Origin of the sequence: Maribacter corallii (genome assembly GCF_047345415.1) — a bacterium.
Lineage (GTDB): Bacteria > Bacteroidota > Bacteroidia > Flavobacteriales > Flavobacteriaceae > Maribacter_C.
Genome location: NZ_JBLFEP010000004.1, coordinates 681988 through 701969 on the forward strand (window position 1 = coordinate 681988; position 19982 = coordinate 701969).

Genomic DNA, 19982 nt, shown 5'->3' on the forward strand with positions numbered 1-19982 from the left:
AATTGTCTACCCGATTCGGGTACTGCGTTTTTACTTTTTGAGGTTTTTCAATATTTCTTTCAACCCCAAGCGTTTATCTAGCTCTTTAAACGAATACCAAACCGAAATAAGTATGATCAGAACCCCAATAATGTACATCCAGGGTATCGTGATAAATTTAATTAGGGCAAAACAGACCAAGGCAAGCGCGAATTGTAGCGCAAATATCTTTACAAACTCACGATGAAATCTAAAGTCGTACTTGACGCTGGCAATCCAGTACACCTGTATCAAATACACCATATAAGCAATTAAGAAGGAGAACCCCAAGCCGGTCAAACCCCAATAATAGTAGCCCAATAAGTTCAATCCTAATAGATAAAGATTAGATACGAGTTCACTCCAAAAGAAAAGTTTACTCTTCCCTTTGGCAATAAAAATAAACCCGACGACCCACGCGGGCACCTTAAAGAACATTCCTAAAAATGCCCAATAAATCATTACATTCACTGCTACGAATTCACTTGAATAGAGTATGATGATTACCCAATCGATAAAAATCAAAAAAGCCACCAATACCGGCGCTAAAATCAAAAGAGCAATCTCGGTCTGTTGATTGACCAACTCATTGGATTTCTTATTATTCTCGGCCACAGCGGAAAGTCGTGGATAATAATCGGTTTCCATTGCCGTAAAAAGAAGTCCTACATAGGTTGATATCAGGGCAATACCTGCATTGTATAGTCCTACTTGTTCGACCCCGCCAATTGAATTGATAAATATTCGAATCGCATAGGATTCCCCAAGCACCATAATACCACTTAAACTCAACATCAAACCCATCATCATCATTCCTTTACCTTCAATTTTTACTTCCCTAGGGGTCACCTTCACCTTTTCGGTTCTGACTTTTTTGCCAAAATACAGGGAAACCGCATAGGTAAAGACTGCGGTAACGATGAGACCGGGTACTATACCATCAAGTCTCAAGTAATAATACAATGGAACCGAAACCACCAGACCCAAGGCCGAACCTATCATATTGGCCTTGGCTAAGTCTTTAAGTCTGCGAAGGCCTTGCAAAATAACAAACTGACCGCTCGCAAGCTGCTTCAAAAGCACGGTCGATGACAACCAGATAAAAGCCAGTGTATAGTCTGAATTGCCGAAAGCGATCTCACTAAGCCAAGATGAAAGAGCCAAAGTAACAACGGCCCCAAAGACTCCGGTAATCCAGACTAATCGCCTCACCACAGTACTTACTTTCGCGATGCGTTGCTGATTTTTGCTCTCTTTGGCGGTTGCGATATCCTTAACCCCACTTATCCCTAATCCAAAATTGGTCAAGGAGCTTATCAATAAGATAGTAGAATTGAACAGACCCAAAACACCTATGCCAGCAGGGCCTAATAGTAAGGCCATGATCTTTGATCTTAAGATAGAGATGATGATATTGAAGACCTGAACCCCGCCGAATATCGAAGTAGCCTTCATTATCTGACGGTAGCTACTGCTTTTTTGATTTTGCTCTTCGATGGACACAACTAATGAATTAAAACTTAAACTACCTGTTTATATTGTTGGCTAAAGCCAAATGTGTTGTGGGACCGAAATCAATTTCATTAAAAAAGTATAGCCGAATTGGATAAGTGGCCTGTTTGCCTGAGTGCTATGACATTCACTTATGTTATTTGATTTCTTGTGGAAGTGCCCTAGTATCAGACTACCTTTTTTGTGCAAGCTTTCTGAATGCTGCCGATCTTTTATTCGAGATCCTTTTCTTGCGGATCTCTTCCCTTCTTTGGTCTTGAATCGTATCGCCAGTCGTTGAAGTAACATTTTCCTTTTCAGCGGCTCCTTTTTTGTCCACTTTTATTCCTTCTTGTAAATAGTTCAATGGTTTCATGTTGAACTCGAACGTATCCTTTGTGACTGAGTCTTCAACCACTACTTCCACTTTTTCGGCCAATTTCTCTACGCCAGCCAGTTCAAAAACCTTTAAAAACGGTAAAAGATAGAGTGTCGCCCCCATCACAACGGTAGCCAATAAGGCAAGATGGATATTCAAACTGATTGATAGTATGGCAAAAATTATCACAGCAGCATTACATAGACACAGCACCAAGGTAGCTTTCTTATGATCTAAACCTAAGCGGAGTAACCGATGGTGGATATGGTTTGAATCAGCACTGAACGGACTTCTTTTCTGTTTTATTCGAATGGCGAAAACCCTTAAAAGATCGAATAATGGGTATGAAAGTATGGCTAGGAGTAAAACCGGGGCATTGGGTACTTTATTAAGTGGTTGGGCAATTTCATTGACGGTCAAGAAACCGATGCCTTGATAGGCCAATAAGAAACCGGTGAGCATTGAACCGCAATCACCCATGAAGATTTTCTTATTGCTAGACAGGTTATATCGTAGGAAGCCTATCAGCGCCCCAACCAAGATGGCAGACACCAAGCTCATCAAATAATTCTCGTTTATAAGAAATAATACACCGAAGGATGTACTTGAAAGAATGGCGATAGATGCGGCCAAACCGTCAATGCCGTCGATCAGATTAAGCGCATTGATAACCAAAACAAAAACAAATACGGAATACACCACCGAAACAAGATAGGGCAACTCACCGAGGCCCAGCAATCCCTCGAAGTTCTCTATTCGGATGTCGGTCAGAACTACCACATTCATGACAGCAACTAACTGCCCTAAAAACTTACCCTTGGGCGAAACCGAAATGAGGTCGTCTTTGATTCCTAAAAAGACCAAAATAATCAAAGAACCGAAGAGTGACAGCAATTTAATCAGGTCGGCCTGAACAAGGTTTGCCATCGCTCCAAAGATGATGATGGTCAAAGAAAAAGCGATAAAAACCCCCAAGCCACCCAAAGTTGGTGTCTGGGTACTATGCATTTTACGCTCTCCCGGTGCATCCATTAACCCTTTGATCTTTGAAATGCTAATGATATTGGGATACAAATAAAATCTGGTGGATATGATAAAGGCGGCCACTAAGGCAAAAAGCCCCAGCAAATGTATGTCAGCGATCAACTCCCTTAAAATGGTCATTACTTGGTTATTTTGGTATTGGTCTTAAGCGCTATCTTCACATGCCGACTTCAGCCTGAAATAGTATCGAGACCTAATCTTTCTTGTCAAAACGAGTGGTACACGATTAAGGTGATGGCCAACAGGACGCTCCTGTATCTATACCAAAAAGTTTCTGGCGAAAGATTATTGTTCGTTAATGGTTTGTATTGGTAAAACTATGGGGCTTTGGGGAATCGAAAAATATATCTCGTTATTCGGCAATCTTAATCGACGACTTGCACATTGCCCTATTTAAAAGGGGTAATCGACGAACGACAGAATGCGGTTCAACTTGACTATTGGTATTTCTTCTAGGCCGTTAAGGAAGTCCGGATACATTTTCAACGTTCTATTCACGCTCTGGAATAAGTGAAATAGCGCTAGAGAACATGCTGTGAATATGAATTTTTCAAGTAATTTCTAAAGTAAAATCAGGCTAACTCTTTTCAAAACCCACCAAGTACTTCGATGGGATAGGGTATTTTTTTCCCGGTACTCTTGTCCTTAGGCATTTGCGCTTTGACATCCATCAAATAATCACTTAAAATAGCGGCCATTTCCCTTGCCATTTCAGGGTTGCTTTCTATTAGATTTTCGGTTTCACCGATGTCTTCTTGAATGTTGAAAAGCTCCATACTCCTATCCGCATGGTAGTATATTAGTTTAAAATTCCCTTTGCGTACAGCACTGGCCGCACCGATTCCTGGTCCAGATGGGCCCCATTCGTTGGGGTAATGCCAAAATAGCGGACGAATTCCGTTGTATTCCTTTTCCCCTTTTAATATCGACACAAAACTTTCACCATCTATCTTCTGTAGGGTCTGCAAACTGTCGATTCCGGCAATCTCTAGAATGGAAGGATAAAAATCTTCAATGATGAGTTGATAGTCAGAAACCGTTTCAGCTTCTACTTCATTGGGCCATTTGACCAGCATCGGTTCTCGGATCCCACCCTCATGCATAGACCCCTTTCCACTGGAAAGAGGCGCATTATGTGTATGAGGCTCACCTCCCCTCGCATGCGCACTAAGGCCTCCGTTATCAGACATGAACAGAATGACCGTGTTTTCTTCGCTGTTATTCCGTTCTAGGTAATCCATAATATCACCTAGGCTCTTATCCATTCCTTCAACCATACTAGCGTACCGCGACTCGATCGAATCTAATCCTTTTTCGAGGTATTTTTCAACGAAGCGTTGATCTTCCATGATAGGCGTATGAACGGCATAATGCGACATGTAAAGAAAAAATGGTTGCTGAGCTGTTACGGCCGAATCAACGGCTTTCAAAGCTTCTTGTGTAATGGCTTCCGTTAAAAAAATATCCTTTCCATGGTATTCTTCCAAACCGGGAACGGCCCAAATTTCTTTTCCTTCCTTTCCATTTCCAAAGTTTTGCGTTCCCAAAAAACTTTCTGGAGCACCGGCCGCATGACCAGCAATATTGATATCAAAACCCAAATTCAGTGGATTTTCGCCTGGCGTTCCAATTGCCCCGAGATGTGCTTTTCCCGAATGGATGGTGAAATACCCGGCATCATGAAGGGCCTGGGGCAAGGGCATCGCATGAACGGCGAGCGTGTCACCGCCGAAAGGACTCATGCCATTAACATTCCACATAGGAAATTCAAGGATAGGGTGGTCTTTTTCCATTTGCTTCATCGAATCCTTCTCAAGCGTCCAATTCGTGACCCGATGTCTTGCGGCGTTCATACCGGTCATCAAGCTGATTCTTGTTGGCGAGCATACCGGGGTGGCGTAGGCCTGTGTGAATTTCATTCCTTCTTTTGCCAAACGTTCCATATTCGGTGTGTGATAGCGGTCGTTAAAAGGCGTGCCAGAAGTCCAAAAAGGAACAGAGGTATCTTGCCAACCCATGTCATCTACTAGAAACAAGACAATATTAGGAGGACGTTTCGGCAATTCATCGGGTTGACACGAATTCATTACCAACATCATGAAAATCAACAATAACGCGTACCTTCTCATAAGCTAAACCTACTTTTAATGAGCCATAATGGCATCTATCTGGTGCCACTTCCCGCCATTCAAGCTAAGAGAGGCGTTTGATTGTTTTGGGCCTTGCGTACTTCTTCCCTTTTCAATATAAGTAACCATCAGCGCTGCCAATTCATCTACCGTTTCTGGTTGCGTGGCATATAGATTCTCTTCTTCCGCTGGGTCTTTCTCCAAATCGTATAATTGGAATTTGGGAAGACCTGACAGCTCATCACTATCGGGCTTAGGGGCACTCCACCCCCCGGAACCCGGGCAAAAAATCAATTTATAGTTGTCTTTCCTAATGGCAAAACTTCCATTTATGGAATGATGTACAACGGCCGCTCTACCAAATTTTTCATCGGTATTTTGCATGATAGGCAGCATTGAAAAGCTATCCTCTCCTTCGTTTGCGCGGAGTTTGACTGCTACAAGGTCTGCTAAAGTGGCCATAAGGTCGGTTTGGCAAACTAATGTCTTCGATATGGAGTTTTTCTGAATTCGAGCGGGCCATTTCATAATAAACGGTACTCTATGACCTCCCTCATAAATGTCAGCTTTGTGTCCTCTAAAAATGCCGCTAGGATGATGTCCTTTCTCACCTAAAACGTCAAAATCGGCTTGGGGTGAACAACCATTGTCACTGGTAAAAATTATAAGAGTATTATCGGTTAGTCCCTGATTGTCAATTTCTTGAACAAGTCTTCCCACATACGCGTCGATCATCATTACAAAATCGGAGTAGGGATTCAATCCGCTCTTTCCCAACCATTCTTCGGTCGGCAATATTGGGGTATGAGGCGACGGTAAAGCCAAATACATAAAAAACGGCTTTTCTCCTTTTCCATTTTCCTTGATGTACTCCGTTGCTTTATTAAAAAAGTTAGGTGTAACCTCATCATGCTTAAAATCCGCCGCTGTGGGACCTTTGCGCCACCAAGTATATTTACCTTTATCTTCAGTAACATGGTCAACATTGGCAGTAATCGTTCCATTTTCAACATAGGCATAAGGGGCCATATCCAAAGAACCTGAGTGGCCATAGGCATAATCAAATCCTAAATCGTTGGGGGTGTTCGTCACCGCTTTGGTAAAATCCAGATTGTCAAAGTCCGACGGATTCCAACCTTCGCCCGCATTTAATGTACTGTCTTTTTGGGCCCAATCCCAACCCAAGTGCCATTTTCCAATAAAGGCCGTTTGGTATCCTGCATTTTTCATCAGTGAAGCAACGGTGGTTCTTGTTTCTGGAATCAGCGCCTTTGACTTTCCGGTTAGCACGCCTTGTTTTAATGGGCTTCGCCAACTATAACGACCAGTGAGTATTCCGTATCGCGTGGGAGTGCATACGGCGGAAGGACTGTGGGCATCCGTAAATAGTAGTCCGTCCTTGGCCATTTGATCAATAAATGGAGTTTTGATTTTTCCATCGGGATTAAACGCCCCAATATCTCCGTAGCCCAAGTCATCAGCTAGTATGTAAATGATATTCGGTCGCTTTTCACTAGGCTCTTCCACCGACGGTTTTTCGCCGCACGCCACATAAAGAAAAAAGGAAAGGAAGACAGTTAATCTCCATAAGGTCAGCTTGGACAACATTTATATCGGTTTTCCCTAAAAATACTGAATCTTTTACATCATGCGAAAATAAATCCACAATCTAACAGACACTGTAAAAACCACTTTTTATGTAACTTTAGCATCACTTGAAAACCACCATTTGTATTGTATTGTTGATATAGAGACCACCGGTAACGGTATTAAGGGTAACAGAATTACTGAAATCGCCATTTTCAAATATGACGGTTATCAGATAGTGGATGAATACACCTCATTGGTCAATCCGGAATGTGAGATTCCATATTTTATTACCGGCCTCACCGGCATCGATAATGATATGGTACGTAATGCCCCTACTATAGCTGAAATTTCGGATACCATCTTGAATTTTACCAACGATTGTATTTTTGTAGCGCATTCTGTCAATTTTGACTACAATGTCATTAAGGAGGAATTCAAAGCTTTGAACAAAGAATTCATCCGTAAAAAGCTGTGTACCGTTCGATTATCTAGAAAATTAATTCCCGGATACCACTCCTACAGTCTAGGCAAATTATGTTCTTCCTTGCAGATACCGCTCACGGATCGACATCGCGCTCGAGGGGATGCCCACGCCACTACCTTACTTTTTCAACGATTGCTTCGCGTTGATGGAGCTGCTGAAGTATTCAAGAAGTTTTTAAACGCTAGATCACAGGAGGCCACCTTACCCCCGGCCCTCCATAAGGAAGTCTACGAAAAATTGCCAAACAAACCTGGAGTATATTATTTCAAGAATACAAGTGGGAAGATTATCTATGTTGGCAAAGCCATTAACATCAAGAAAAGGGTCTTGAGCCATTTTTATGACAAGTCAAGCAAAGAAATCACCATGTGCCACGAAACAGCGGATATCGATTTTGAGCTATCGGGTAGCGACCTTCTGGCACTTCTTATGGAATCGGACGCTATCAAGAAGCACTATCCGGAGTATAATAGGGCCCAAAAAAGAACGATACAGCCTTATGCCATATTCTCATATCAAGATCGCAATGGTATAGTTCATCTTGCCTATAATAAGCTGAAGCTCGTACCACGCCCTATACTTACGCTTTATAGGCCCTCGGATTGTCGATCGTATTTAGAAGGGCTATGCAACACTTTTTCGCTATGCCCGAAGTACTGTCATTTGCAAGAAGGTGTAGCCCATTGTTCACATTACAGTATCACTACTTGTGGCGGAGTTTGCCGTGGGAACGAGTCTACCGAAACCTACAACCGTAAAGTGACAGCGGCAATTGCACATATGGAGACGGCTGATGAAAGCTTTGTCTTTCAAGAGAAAGGAAGATACAATTCAGAGCAGGCATTTGTCTATATTGAAAACGGTAAATACGCGGGATACGGTTTTATAGAGAAAGAACATTCCGTTTCTTCCTTTGAGGACTTTGACGCTTTCTTGGTTCGACAAAAAAACACTTTGGAAACCCAACGTATCGTCCAATCATATCTGATAAAGAATCCAGAGAAATCAAAGATGGCTTTTACCGAGACCACTCTGTAACGGCCTCAGTCGTTTAGCTTTTTATACATCCGGATTACAAAAAGTAACCACATCATAAAAACAATGCCGACAAAGATGGAATAGCCTAGAATGAAATCCATTACTTTTTGTATTTAAGGTAATTCATGAAACCCAAAATGGTCGGAGCCCAAAATGCTACAAAAATGGCGTCTAATTGTCTACCACTCAGATATAGGTATTCAGAAAAAACAATTATCGAAAAAACTACTAGAAGCATTACACAATTCATCGCTCCTACACGTTCAATAAAATTTTTAATCATTCCAGTAAAGTGATTCTTATTAAAGATAGTTAAAATTTGATACTATTCTTAAAAATAATTAAGAAATATTTAACATTTTGTCAAAAAGTTAGAAAATCTTCTACTATTCTAACATATTCATAAAAATACGGCACGCAAACGACTTTTTGACCAAAAAAAGCCAATTAGTCACCTAAAAAACAAGTAGTTGAATAATGAAATAGCACCCATATTGGCCAACTTCCCTAAAAATGCCAGGCGCCAGGCCAAAAGCTGTTAGGGAGAATAAATCAAATAGGCCAATTCATCTTTGGTTGTAGCTATGATTTTTGACCCGTAGCACAGGTCTGTAGTCCGAACAAACGGTAAAGTGGACAGAAACTGACCAAACTGGTCAACACAAAAATTGCTGCGACGGCAATCAAAACATAGGCCAAAGTGCCCGTAACTATTTGAAAATATACTAATAGCGCTGCTATCAAGGCCACCACGATACGTACGGCCTTATCGGTTTTTCCCATATTTTTCTTCATGAGTTCTATTTATTGGTTTATCAATTCAATTCCTAATACGATACTAGAAACAATTCCCAGACAAATGAGGCACACGAGAATCAGTTTCACATACTTCTTCAGCTTTATTGCCATTTTTTACCGATCTAAAGTCGCCCTCAAATACTATAGGGTCGAAGGACAAACGTAATCGGTCACTTCGGCCCCTGCCTTTTTCAAAGCGGCATAACCCCCAGCAAGATCGATCAGGTTATGGAAGCCTCGACTTTTTAAAATAGAAGCGGCGATTACCGAACGATATCCACCTGCACAGTGTATATAAAAAGGTGCTTCTTTCGGAAATTCCGCCAAATGGTCGTTTAACATACTTAAGGGTGTATGATGCGCATCAATGATGTGTTCGGATTGATATTCACCAACTTTGCGCACATCAAAAACCGGAACCTTTTTCGTGTTAATATCTTCTTTAACGCGTTCTGCAGGTAACGAGGTTATCGTATCATATTCTTTATCCGCCTTTTTCCAAGCTTCAAAACCACCTGCCAAATATCCGATCGAACCGTCAAAACCGACTCGTGAAAGTCGTGTAATGGTCTCTTCTTCAAGACCTTCGGGCACCACCAATAAAATAGGTTGTTTGGTATCAGCGACCAGCGTACCTACCCAAGGGGCAAAATCACCATTCAACCCAATGAAAATGGACCTTGGAATATGTCCTTGAATGAACTCGTTTTGATGCCGCACGTCAAGAACCAAAGCTCCGGTTTCATTCGCCGCAATCTCAAATTCTTCAGGAGCTAAGGCCCTAGTACCCCGACCTATGACTTCTTCGATATCATCATAACCCTCTTTATTCATTTTCACGTTCAGGGGAAAGTACTTAGGCGGCGGTAACAATCCGTCGGTCACTTCTTTAATAAATTCGTCTTTGGTCATATCAGCGCGGAGCGCATAGTTCATCTTTTTCTGATTGCCCAAAGTGTCAACGGTTTCCTTCATCATGTTCTTTCCACATGCCGAACCTGCACCGTGGGCCGGGTATACGATTACGTCGTCACTTAAAGGCATTATCTTCTTGCGCAGACTGTCATATAAAATACCAGCGAGATCTTCCATCGTCAAATCGGCGGCTTTCTGTGCTAAATCAGGCCGGCCTACATCTCCGAGAAAAAGGGTGTCTCCAGAGAAAATCGCATGGTCTTTTCCAGAGGCATCTCGTAACAGATATGTCGTGCTCTCCATAGTATGCCCTGGGGTGTGCAATACTTTCAAGGTCAACTCGCCCACCTGAAATTCCTGTCCATCGGAGGCAATGATAGCTTCAAACGAAGGGTTCGCATTTGGCCCATATACGATCGGAGCATCGGTCTGTTTTGATAAGGTGACGTGGCCACTTACAAAATCAGCATGAAAATGCGTTTCAAAAATGTATTTGATATGGGCATTATCATTCTTTGCCCTGTCTATATAAGGTTGTACCTCACGAAGGGGGTCGATAATCGCCACCTCTCCTTTACTTTCTATGTAATATGCCCCTTGGGCCAAACATCCTGTATAAATCTGTTCTATATTCATCTTTACGCTACTTATATTATTCAAAAATAGGTCAAATTAAAACTTCATGAAGTAACCTTTGTTACAATCCGTTCCTGTTTTGATAGGCCACCTTCGAGCCTACCACTGATACCGAACTAGGGTTATCAAAATAAGCCACGGCCTCACTGGTCTTTATAAAAAGGTGTTCTCGCCTCAGTTCGGTTATGATTTCGCTATTAAAAATGATATCACGTGTCGGGCCTATTGCCCCTGCAATGTAAAACTCAAGCCCCTTACCCTGTACTTCACGGATTACTTTTGCCAGCATGACCGCTGCACTTGAATCGATGTAATTAATCGCTTCGGCATTCAAAATAATACCCCGCAGTTCGGTTCCTTTCCGCTGGATTTCCCGATACAGGCGTTTTTTAAAATAGGATGAGTTACCGAAATAGAGCTGTGCATCAAAACGAACGATGAGCAGGTCACTACGTTCCAGCGTATCGTTGTTGAACCGGTTCACGTTTCGGTAATAGTCGGAATTCTTAATATTTCCCAAGATGGCAAAGTGCGGATTGCTCGTACGATATACCATTAGTAATAACGAAAACAATACGCCGGTCAAGATTCCCTGTGGGATACCGATGAATAAGGTGATAAAAAAGGTTAGAAGCAGTACGACAAGCTCGTCCTTGTTATTCTGCCATAGTTTTTTTGGATAGCCCATATCGATCAATCCGAATACCGATACCATAATGACACTGGCCAGAACTGAATTGGGTAAATAATAAAATACCGGAGTGAAGAAAAGTAGGGTCAGTAATACCAGCAACACGGAAAACAATCCTGCCATATTGGTTCTAACCCCGGTCTCGGATAGAATTGCCGAACGTGAGAAGCTAGCGGAAACGGGATAAGATCGAAACAACGACCCGATCATATTCGCTGAGCCAATGGCAATCAATTCTTGATTGGGATCAATGGTCGCTTTTTCCTCTTTTTCTTCCAACGACTTACCGATTGAAATAATTTCAAGATATCCTACCAAAGCCAAGGTAAAGGCTATGGGCAATAAATCTACCAGATAGTCTACTCTAAACTCAGGTATCCCAAAAGATGGCAGGCCACTTGGAATCTCCCCCACTATGTTCACTCCAAATCGCTCCAGACCAAAAACACGGACGGCGACTATGCCAAGTACCACTACAACGAGTATGGCTGGAATTTTTTTATTCCATTTTTTTAATAGCACAATACTAAGGATCCCCAGTATACCGATACCAAAATCGTACATATTGATCTCCGAAATTTTGGCGATGGCGTTCAAGACCATTTCATGAAATATATTGCTTCTGGCGATATCCACTCCAAAAAGGTGCTTCATCTGGCTAAAAATAATAATCAGTGCAGCAGCAGAGGTAAACCCACTGATAACAGGTTTTGATAAAAAGTTCACCAAAAATCCCATTCGGAAAAGGCCTAGAATAAATTGCATCGCTCCAACCAAAAAAGCCAGTAAAATTGCCAGAACAATGTAATTCTCGACTGTAGAAATGACCAGCGTACCCAAACCTGCGGCCACCAAAAGCGAATCCATCGCTACAGGACCAATCCCCAAATTCTTTGAAGTTCCCAAAAACGCATAAACCAAAACAGGGAAAATAGCGGCATATAACCCATAGACCGGTGGCAAACCAGCAATCATGGCATAGGCCATAGCTTGAGGAATCAAAATAACCCCCGCCGTAAGACCGGCTAACAGGTCTCTTGAAAAATCGGCCTTTTTATAGTCGGACAACCATTGCAGAAATGGTAAAAAATTTTGCATTGACCAAATTTACGTTTAAATAGGGAAATGGATGTAACTCGTGTTACCTTGACCTCGCCTCAAGACGGAGTCTTTCCCCCTGCTCGAAAACATAAAAAGAGATAGAACACGGTAAAAATCGAATTTTCTCAGTGAATATTCCCACCAACAGCTAGTCCACTGGGCACAGCTTCCGGCAAGACCTTAGAAAAGTCATCATCATTCAAGGTATTCAGGAAAGAGATAATAAGCGACATTTCCTTAACGCTCAAGTTTAACTCCCGCACAAAAGGGTCGTACTGTTCTTTCGGCACCAACGGGTTTCGTTCTTTTCCATTTGCAATGTCTTCATAAAATTCCAATACCTGTCGTAATGTTGGTAAACTTCCATTGTGCATATAGGGCGCGGTAAACCTCAAATTTCGGAGTGTGGGCGTCCGAAATTGAAAACTATCCTGAATGCCGGTGTCGGGCGTCGGAAGTTTTCCATTTTGCGGCACCCCAAGCACATGGGGTTGGTAGTCAGAGAACATCGGACCATTGTGACAATTGACACAACCCACCGATTTGAACAGCTCAAAACCCTCTTTTTCAGATAGTAAAATCGCATCGGACTCGCCCCGCATATAGCGATCAAAACGAGAGTTATTGGTGACTAGTGTACGCTCAAAACTGGCAATGGCTTTCCCCAGATTTTCTATGGTGATAGGATTTTCTTCTTGAAAAGCCGCTTCAAACAGTGTTCGATATTCAGGAATCCGCCGTAACCGCCCAACAACCACCTCTAGAATTTCGGTCTCCGTAAAACCATGGCCACGCATTTCCTCAAAGGCCTTAATAGGCTCCAAAGCCTGATTCTCCAAACTCTTGACACGGTCATCCCAAAACATAGGGGCCTTCTCCGGGTCATATCTTTTATAGGTGTCGATACCATTGAACGCTGAATTGATAATGGTCTGCGAGTTTCGCTTTACGAAGGGAATATCGTTCTCTCGGTTGAATTTGCGTTTACTTCCCAAACCCCTAGCGTTCGGACCGATGGATAGATCTCTAAATTCGGCGTATCCATTTTGAGGATGGTGACAGGTGGCGCAAGCCACATCTTTTCCTCCAGATAATATCGGGTCGAAAAATAGTACTCTTCCGAGCGCTTCTTTTTCTTTGGAAGACGCATTGTCAAGTGGCGCTTTGACCGTTTTCGGAAGAGCAGTTATACCCGTTGACACACGCGGTGTTTCGGTCATGGATATTTTCTCATAAGAAGTGTCCTTACAACTACCTAGAAAAATGGGCGCGATTAGTGACAGTACTTCCAGTAAATGCCTTTTTTTCATGTGCCGAAACCTACAGTGTACCAAATCTAGAAATTACAAGCTAGGAATTTTATGAGATTTATCAGGTTTTTCAATCATTCAATTTTCCCAAAAACACATTCACCTTGGAATTTATCGGGTTACCCGCGGAACGACGAAGCACGACAATTTGACCCGCATGCCATATCGCATCCGCTATAGGGCCATTGATATTGTTCCAGAATGGAAATTCACTCTCTCGATCCCCTCGTTTAAAAATGATCGGGTGTTCTTTCAAATCTTCAGCCTTCAAAAAAATTGCACTCGCCTCCGCTAAATTCGCCAAGGTGGCCTTACGTAATTCTTCAGAGGTCAGTTCGGGTAGTTCTACCGTACGATCTGTAGGTCGTTTTCGTGCCGAGTTTACGATCATCTCAGAAAGCCCATAAAGATGTGTCATCGTCTGGCGGATGCTTCGGCCCTCGTTTCCTGGGTCATACTGCAAATCGGTTTCGGTCAGGCCATCGGTAGCCCAATAGTATCGAAAACCGAGTCCATCGATCATTCTTGCGACTACGGAACCGGCCGTATATGTCGTAGGAGCTTTGGGTATTATGGAATAGGGCAAGTCTTCATTCATTGTCGTTTGTGCTTGAATAGATACCATTAAGAACGTAAAAAAAGAGGTGAAAGCAGCTTTCATATTCAGTGTAAAATTATAAGGATTTTTAAAGGACAATGCTAGTTATTCCGCAGTATTGAACGGGGCAATTATACATCCAATACTTGGATTCGGTTACGGTGCAACTTGATTTTACCATCTTTCTCCAGACGTTTTAGTACTCTTGAAACTACTACCCGAGAGGTATGAAGATCTAGTGCCACTTCATGATGGGTGGTCTGAATGATAGCATCATGTGTTACTTTTGCTTTGTCTTGAAGGTGTTTTAAAAGTCGCTCGTCCATTTTCATAAAGGCAAGCGTATCTACCGTTTCCAGTAGCTCCATCATTCTGGTGTGGTAACTTTCCAAAATGAATTTTTGCCACGATTTGTGACGGCCCATCCAGACATCCATCTGGGCAACGGGAATCATTAAAAGCTCCGTATCGCTTTCCGCGACCGCCCTAATTTCGCTTTTAGAGGTTCCGAGGCAACATGAAAACGTCATCGCGCAGGTGTCACCCTTTTCCAAAAAGTATAGGAGCAACTCATCACCATCAGAGTCCTCTCTCAGTATCTTGATCGCTCCGGAGAGCAATAGGGGCATATGCGTAATAGACTGCCCGATATCTATAATGATCTTTCCTTTCGGTATCTCTTTATAGATCGCCGTTCTTTCAATAGCATCCAAAAGGTCTTTCTCGAAAAGAAAACCATATTGTTGTTGCAATTTTTCCTTCATAAGCAACTCAATCAACTACTGTTAGGGTAACCTTGAATTCTTTCTCTCCGGTCTCCAAGAATTGAAAACCATCATGTAGGTTCTTTTGGGCCACATCATACGGATAAAAGGTAATGGGTTCAATACAGACCATATTGGGTACTTCGGTCCACAACATAAAATTCCCGAAACCTTGCGTTGTAATGCGTAGTTCGTTTTTATCCTTTAGAATAACTTCTTCATATCCGATTACTTTAAAAGCCCTATTGCCGACTGCCAAGACCTGGGGCAAGGTAATCGCATTTTCCTCCGCGATGATGATCGGGTTGGCGGTGACCAAGTTAAACGCCGGATGGTATCCTAGCATGAATGGCGTATCTCGTGCTCCCCTGACCGTAAATCGGATTTCGAGTCCGTTTTCACCTAAGACGAACTTCTTTTCAAATTCGAAATCATAGGTCCAGAACAACTGACTTTTATTCGATTTTTCTGGATATTTTGAATTTGGAACGGGCGTATTCGCCTTATAGTTTTTTTTAAAGACCGTAATATGTTCAACGTGGTATACCAGTTCATAGTCAAGTTCACGTAACAGACCATGTTGGTCTTGAACGGCAACATCCCTAGGGGTTTGCACCTGAAAGCCAGCTTCAGCGGTAGGGCCGATAATCGGAAACATCTCCGTATCCGAATTTCGCCATCCGGGCTTGCCCTTTTGATGGATGTATTCATGACCGTTTACCTGATAGCCTACTAATTCGCCCGCATCGATTTTCACGGATTGTTGTTCAAAGTGTAATTCAATCATACATTAAAAATATGGGAGGTTTCATATCCCTATTCAATACCCTTATGGGTTGATTAACCGATAAATCAAGATAGCCGCCCGTTTGGTAAGCGCTTCAATAGTATTTAGGTTGACCGTTTCGTTCGGAGTATGCGCGCCAGAACCCATAGTGCCCAAACCATCTAAACAAGCCACATATTCTGCAACAAAAGAAGTGTCGGCAGCTCCCCTTTTGCCGGGATCATAGGCCAAAACCTCGCCTTGGTCCAAAGCCAGACTTACCTGATTCAATTGCTTCAATAATTCTAGATTCTCAGGTTTTGGGCCCATCGCGGGATAGCTATCTGTAAAGTTGATCTTCGCAGAAGTATGGGGCAAGTTGTTCTCGACGATGCTTCGCATCTTGTTTCGTGCAACTTCTTTTTGTTCTTCTGAAATAAAGCGTAGCCCGCCTTTGACAAGGGCCGTCTGCGCTACTACATTACTCTTCCCAAAAGCACTTCCTTTTCCGGTTTTAGGATCATAATCAAGAAACGTCCCCCCTAAGAGTACACCGGGGTTGAAGGTCAAGAATTGCTCTCCCTTCACCTCTTCATAAAAGCCATTCAGGATGCGTGACATTTCAAAAATAGCCCCAGCCCCCGTCCGTTCGCTAAAAACACCTGAAGAATGCGCTCTTTTTCCTTCTACTTCTAGTTCCCAACCTGAGGCTCCTCGGCGCGCGACAGTAGCATAATTAAAACCTGTAGAGGTTTCAAAACCCAATGCAATCTCACTTCGCTTGGCCGCTTCGATCAAATCTTTGCGACTGACATCCAAAGGTTTTCCCGTACTTTCTTCATCTCCGGTAAAGGCAACGATAATCTGCGCATCCCCTAGAAGACCATTTTCGTGAAGCGCCTTCAGGGCATATAACACGATGACATCACCCCCCTTCATATCATTGCCACCGGGAGCATGGGCCGTACTGTCATTGACCATTGTAAAGGCCTGAAAAGGACTATCTTCTTCAAAAACGGTATCCAAGTGCCCGATAAGTAATAACTTCTTCCCCTTTTCACCTGTAGTCTCGGCAAAGAAATGACCAGCTCGGTTCATCTGGTCGGGCATGTCGATCCAGCTGGTCTGAAAATCGAGGGCATCAAAGGCGTCCTTGAACACCATTCCGACTTCTTTCACTCCTTTCTTGTTGAGTGTGCCACTATTGATATTGACCACTTTCTCTAAGAACATCCGCGCTTCCGTATTGTTCCTTTCAATCGATTTAACGATTTTTTTCTCGACCCCTGATAATTTTTGCGCTTGAATCGTACAACAAAAACATCCTAAAATAAAGAATAGTATGAGGTGATTGGATTTCATAATTGATCAAGTATTTGAATTTTAGAGGGCCATAATCGCGTCATCAAGCCAAGTCGTGCGATCGGAAATCCATTGCTTCAAGTATCCGATTTCCTCATCGTAACTACTTCCAACAAAATTATTCGGCCAGACATACGTACCTAAAACGGGCCATTTGTCAAAATTCGGCCCCACTGCGGCGCCCTCGTTCAGAATGCTCAGATACCCATCTACCTTGCCTGAAATAGCCGTATCTGACAGCAGATTTCCGCGCAATTCCGTCCATCGATTTTTTAAACGGTCCACAAAGGCCGGGTCCTGCAAAAGTCTATCCCACCAAAAGGGTACGAACCAAAAATCACCCGGACACCTTTCATTAAACTCGTAAGCCCAGACATCGGTTTCGCCACCACTGCAATAATCGGCATTTCCCCAGGCGAGATTGAAATCCCAAATAGGTCCCATTTTCAGCTTCTCGTTCTTGTCTTTGTGCATAAAGGTACTGATGCGGTAGCCATCTACATTATTGGAAATTTCATTGAGTATAAAAAAATCGATAAAACTATTCACATCAATGTAGGATGCATAGCCCGAATCGGGGTCCATAAAAGTATCAGCGGCTAATGCATCTTCAAACCCAGCGATATAGGTGGTGATGTAAGATCTCTGTGCATCGGTAATGTCATCGGCCTTGGGGTAGTCGTACAAAAAACGAATCGGACTCCCTGAGTTTGCTCCATCGGCCGCATAATCGGAGTTAAAGGAATTGAAATCGGTATAACCCTCCTTGTCACTTTTATCTATTTTGATGATGTATCCTCCCGTTAAATCCTCTCCCTCATTTTCATCTTCGTTCAGTTTACTGATATCGATCCTGCCTTTATCGCGCTTTAATTTCTCCATAAAAACATAAACCCCGTTATACTGGCCGTTAAGATTAACCTCAACGAACTGTGTTCGGCTCGCGTACTGACCCATGTCACGTGCCAGATCATAGATCAATACATTTCGGACCAACGATTTATCACTATAAGGGGCATATAGAATCCAATCTTCTTCCTCGGGCATTCCGAGAAGTGTCGCGTCCATATCATTATCTTCGGCGTCCCAGGTTTCGAATCCGTATGATTTCTTAGGAAAGGCCTGAGACGAAGACCCTCTGATCTCAATTCCCATTTTGCCCGAATACAGGGTTTGATCACCATCCGTAATCGTAAAGTCAGCGCTTATTTTTGGCTCATCGACGATTTCCTTACCATTGGTATTCACCGAAACGAGGGGCAATGGGTCTTCAACTATTTCTTCGGGAGCATTGGGTTGACCTTCACCGTCAGGCACATCAACCGGAGAATCGTCACTACTACAAGAGACGAGCAGGCCCAAAAACAGTACTATGCTGACTACCGTTCGCCCGCTAAAGGGAAAGACTTTCTTTTTCAAAACAATACAATTTTATTCTAAGATAAGAAACTATCGGAAAAAGGGTGTTATCCGCTAACGTATGCCATTGATGATATCATATTTTGTGATGATATGGTGCTTTCCATCTCCCAGATCCAATAACACGGCCTGAACATCCTTTTCAATCAAGCTGGCCACCTTGTCAATGGAAGTGTTCTTATCCACTACAGGAAACGGTTTTTGCATAAATTCCTTTATTGGCCGCGATGTCACTGAAGCATCTTCCATAATGGCGCGAAACAAGGCCGTGTCATCAACGGAACCGACAAAGCCATCGACATCTTCCACTGGCATTTGCGATATATTGTTTTGCTTCATCCGATCGATCGCGTGCATAACAAGCTCTTCTTTCTTGATTGCTACTAAGGGCTCATCGATATGATTTCGGATCAGGTCGATCGCCTTGGTCACCTCATGTTCCAAAAAACCACGGTCACGCATCCAATCGTCATTGAACATTTTCCCCACATAACGACTTCCATGATCATGAAATAATACCACAACCACATCATCTTCAGTAAAATGCTCTTTTAATTGGAGTAACCCCTTGATGGCCGCCCCGGCAGAATTTCCTAAGAACATACCTTCTTCTTTTGCCAAACGTTGGGTATATATGGCGGCATCCTTATCCGTTACCTTGGTAAAGCCGTCAATAATATCAAAATTGACATTTTTAGGTAGAATATCTTCGCCTATCCCTTCGGTGATATACGGATAGATCTCATTTTCATCAAAAATCCCGGTTTCGTGGTACTTTTTGAATACTGACCCATAGGTATCGATACCCCAAATTTTGACATTCGGGTTTTTCATTTTCAAGTAAGAACCTACACCGGAAATCGTTCCTCCAGTACCTACACCGACCACAAAGTGGGTGACCTTCCCTTCGGTCTGCTCCCATATTTCTGGTCCGGTACTCTTAAAATGGGCCTTGCAATTCGATGGATTATCGTATTGATTCACATACCATGAATTCGGAATTTCCTTCGATAACCTCCTCGCCGTAGAATAATAGCTTCGCGGGTCATCAGGAGCTACATCGGTCGGACAAACATATACTTCACTTCCTACCGCCTTTAGAATATCCACCTTTTCCTTTGACTGCTTGTCGCTGATCACACAGATCATCTTATACCCTTTGACCACCGCACCCAAAGCCAGCCCCATTCCGGTATTTCCGGAAGTTCCTTCTATAATGGTCCCGCCAGGTTTGAGGACCCCCGCCGCTTCCGCATCCTCGATCATTTGAATGGCCATTCGGTCTTTGACCGAATTACCGGGGTTAAAAGTTTCGTATTTGGCCAGCACTATACAGGGTAGTTCGGCAGTAAGTTTGTTCAACTTCACTAAAGGGGTATTCCCGATAGTTTCCAGAATATTTTCAGCGTAATCCATAAGAATACAAAGGTAAGCACATCGGTAGCGATG

General features: G+C 42.9%; 15 protein-coding genes. 1 reads left to right on the top strand and 14 read right to left on the bottom strand.

The window, feature by feature from the left end:
• Positions 1-30: 30 nt before the first annotated feature.
• The 4 genes from ACKWCA_RS17255 to ACKWCA_RS17270 all read right to left on the bottom strand — a co-directional run bounded on the left by ACKWCA_RS17255 (position 31) and on the right by ACKWCA_RS17270 (position 6669).
• Positions 31-1521, bottom strand: a complete 1491-nt coding sequence (locus tag ACKWCA_RS17255; protein ID WP_413979458.1) for an O-antigen translocase — start codon at positions 1519-1521, stop codon at positions 31-33.
• A gap of 181 nt (positions 1522-1702) precedes the next feature.
• The gene (locus ACKWCA_RS17260; protein WP_413979459.1) at positions 1703-3052 is read right to left on the bottom strand and encodes an MraY family glycosyltransferase; all 1350 of its coding nucleotides are present in this window, start codon (positions 3050-3052) and stop codon (positions 1703-1705) included.
• A 467-nt stretch (positions 3053-3519) separates the two neighbouring features.
• Positions 3520-5061, bottom strand: coding sequence for a sulfatase (locus ACKWCA_RS17265; RefSeq protein WP_413979460.1), 1542 nt, complete (start codon positions 5059-5061; stop codon positions 3520-3522).
• A 15-nt stretch (positions 5062-5076) separates the two neighbouring features.
• Positions 5077-6669 (bottom strand): sulfatase family protein, encoded by a 1593-nt coding sequence (locus tag ACKWCA_RS17270; protein WP_413979461.1) that lies wholly within the window; start codon positions 6667-6669, stop codon positions 5077-5079.
• A gap of 121 nt (positions 6670-6790) precedes the next feature.
• Here ACKWCA_RS17270 and ACKWCA_RS17275 point away from each other — a divergent pair, with 121 nt between their 5' ends.
• Positions 6791-8173, top strand: coding sequence for an exonuclease domain-containing protein (locus ACKWCA_RS17275; RefSeq protein ID WP_413979462.1), 1383 nt, complete (start codon positions 6791-6793; stop codon positions 8171-8173).
• A 582-nt stretch (positions 8174-8755) separates the two neighbouring features.
• On the opposite strand, the gene ACKWCA_RS17280 is transcribed toward ACKWCA_RS17275, so the two are convergent.
• The 10 genes from ACKWCA_RS17280 to ACKWCA_RS17325 all read right to left on the bottom strand — a co-directional run bounded on the left by ACKWCA_RS17280 (position 8756) and on the right by ACKWCA_RS17325 (position 19949).
• Positions 8756-8968 (bottom strand): YgaP family membrane protein, encoded by a 213-nt coding sequence (locus ACKWCA_RS17280; protein ID WP_413979463.1) that lies wholly within the window; start codon positions 8966-8968, stop codon positions 8756-8758.
• A gap of 144 nt (positions 8969-9112) precedes the next feature.
• The gene (locus tag ACKWCA_RS17285; protein ID WP_413979464.1) at positions 9113-10522 is read right to left on the bottom strand and encodes an MBL fold metallo-hydrolase; all 1410 of its coding nucleotides are present in this window, start codon (positions 10520-10522) and stop codon (positions 9113-9115) included.
• Positions 10523-10583: 61 nt separating this feature from the next.
• Positions 10584-12311, bottom strand: coding sequence for a SulP family inorganic anion transporter (locus tag ACKWCA_RS17290; RefSeq protein ID WP_413979465.1), 1728 nt, complete (start codon positions 12309-12311; stop codon positions 10584-10586).
• Between the two features lie 128 nt (positions 12312-12439).
• Positions 12440-13624, bottom strand: a complete 1185-nt coding sequence (locus tag ACKWCA_RS17295; RefSeq protein ID WP_413979466.1) for a cytochrome-c peroxidase — start codon at positions 13622-13624, stop codon at positions 12440-12442.
• Between the two features lie 70 nt (positions 13625-13694).
• On the bottom strand, positions 13695-14285 hold the full coding sequence (locus tag ACKWCA_RS17300; RefSeq protein ID WP_413979467.1) for a DinB family protein: 591 nt from the start codon (positions 14283-14285) through the stop codon (positions 13695-13697).
• A gap of 68 nt (positions 14286-14353) precedes the next feature.
• Entirely contained in the window at positions 14354-14986 is a 633-nt protein-coding gene (locus tag ACKWCA_RS17305; protein WP_413979468.1) for a Crp/Fnr family transcriptional regulator, read from the bottom strand.
• Positions 14987-14993: 7 nt separating this feature from the next.
• Positions 14994-15773: an aldose epimerase family protein gene (locus tag ACKWCA_RS17310; protein WP_413979469.1), complete on the bottom strand. Its 780-nt coding sequence runs from the start codon at positions 15771-15773 to the stop codon at positions 14994-14996.
• Between the two features lie 42 nt (positions 15774-15815).
• The gene (locus ACKWCA_RS17315) at positions 15816-17114 is read right to left on the bottom strand and encodes a M20/M25/M40 family metallo-hydrolase (protein WP_413979470.1); all 1299 of its coding nucleotides are present in this window, start codon (positions 17112-17114) and stop codon (positions 15816-15818) included.
• Positions 17115-17135: 21 nt separating this feature from the next.
• On the bottom strand, positions 17136-18533 hold the full coding sequence (locus tag ACKWCA_RS17320) for a CotH kinase family protein (protein ID WP_413979471.1): 1398 nt from the start codon (positions 18531-18533) through the stop codon (positions 17136-17138).
• Between the two features lie 54 nt (positions 18534-18587).
• Positions 18588-19949 carry a pyridoxal-phosphate dependent enzyme gene (locus ACKWCA_RS17325; protein WP_413979472.1) on the bottom strand — a complete coding sequence of 454 codons (1362 nt, stop codon included), beginning with the start codon at positions 19947-19949 and terminating at the stop codon, positions 18588-18590.
• Positions 19950-19982: the final 33 nt, after the last annotated feature.

Coding starts and splice junctions, on each gene's coding strand:
- ACKWCA_RS17315 (WP_413979470.1), bottom strand. CDS start 17,114: ATGAAATCCAATCACCTCATACTATTCTTTATTTTAGGATGTTTTTGT.
- ACKWCA_RS17290 (WP_413979465.1), bottom strand. CDS start 12,311: ATGCAAAATTTTTTACCATTTCTGCAATGGTTGTCCGACTATAAAAAG.
- ACKWCA_RS17325 (WP_413979472.1), bottom strand. CDS start 19,949: ATGGATTACGCTGAAAATATTCTGGAAACTATCGGGAATACCCCTTTA.
- ACKWCA_RS17300 (WP_413979467.1), bottom strand. CDS start 14,285: ATGAAAGCTGCTTTCACCTCTTTTTTTACGTTCTTAATGGTATCTATT.
- ACKWCA_RS17280 (WP_413979463.1), bottom strand. CDS start 8,968: ATGAAGAAAAATATGGGAAAAACCGATAAGGCCGTACGTATCGTGGTG.
- ACKWCA_RS17270 (WP_413979461.1), bottom strand. CDS start 6,669: ATGTTGTCCAAGCTGACCTTATGGAGATTAACTGTCTTCCTTTCCTTT.
- ACKWCA_RS17285 (WP_413979464.1), bottom strand. CDS start 10,522: ATGAATATAGAACAGATTTATACAGGATGTTTGGCCCAAGGGGCATAT.
- ACKWCA_RS17310 (WP_413979469.1), bottom strand. CDS start 15,773: ATGATTGAATTACACTTTGAACAACAATCCGTGAAAATCGATGCGGGC.
- ACKWCA_RS17305 (WP_413979468.1), bottom strand. CDS start 14,986: ATGAAGGAAAAATTGCAACAACAATATGGTTTTCTTTTCGAGAAAGAC.
- ACKWCA_RS17265 (WP_413979460.1), bottom strand. CDS start 5,061: ATGAGAAGGTACGCGTTATTGTTGATTTTCATGATGTTGGTAATGAAT.
- ACKWCA_RS17260 (WP_413979459.1), bottom strand. CDS start 3,052: ATGACCATTTTAAGGGAGTTGATCGCTGACATACATTTGCTGGGGCTT.
- ACKWCA_RS17295 (WP_413979466.1), bottom strand. CDS start 13,624: ATGAAAAAAAGGCATTTACTGGAAGTACTGTCACTAATCGCGCCCATT.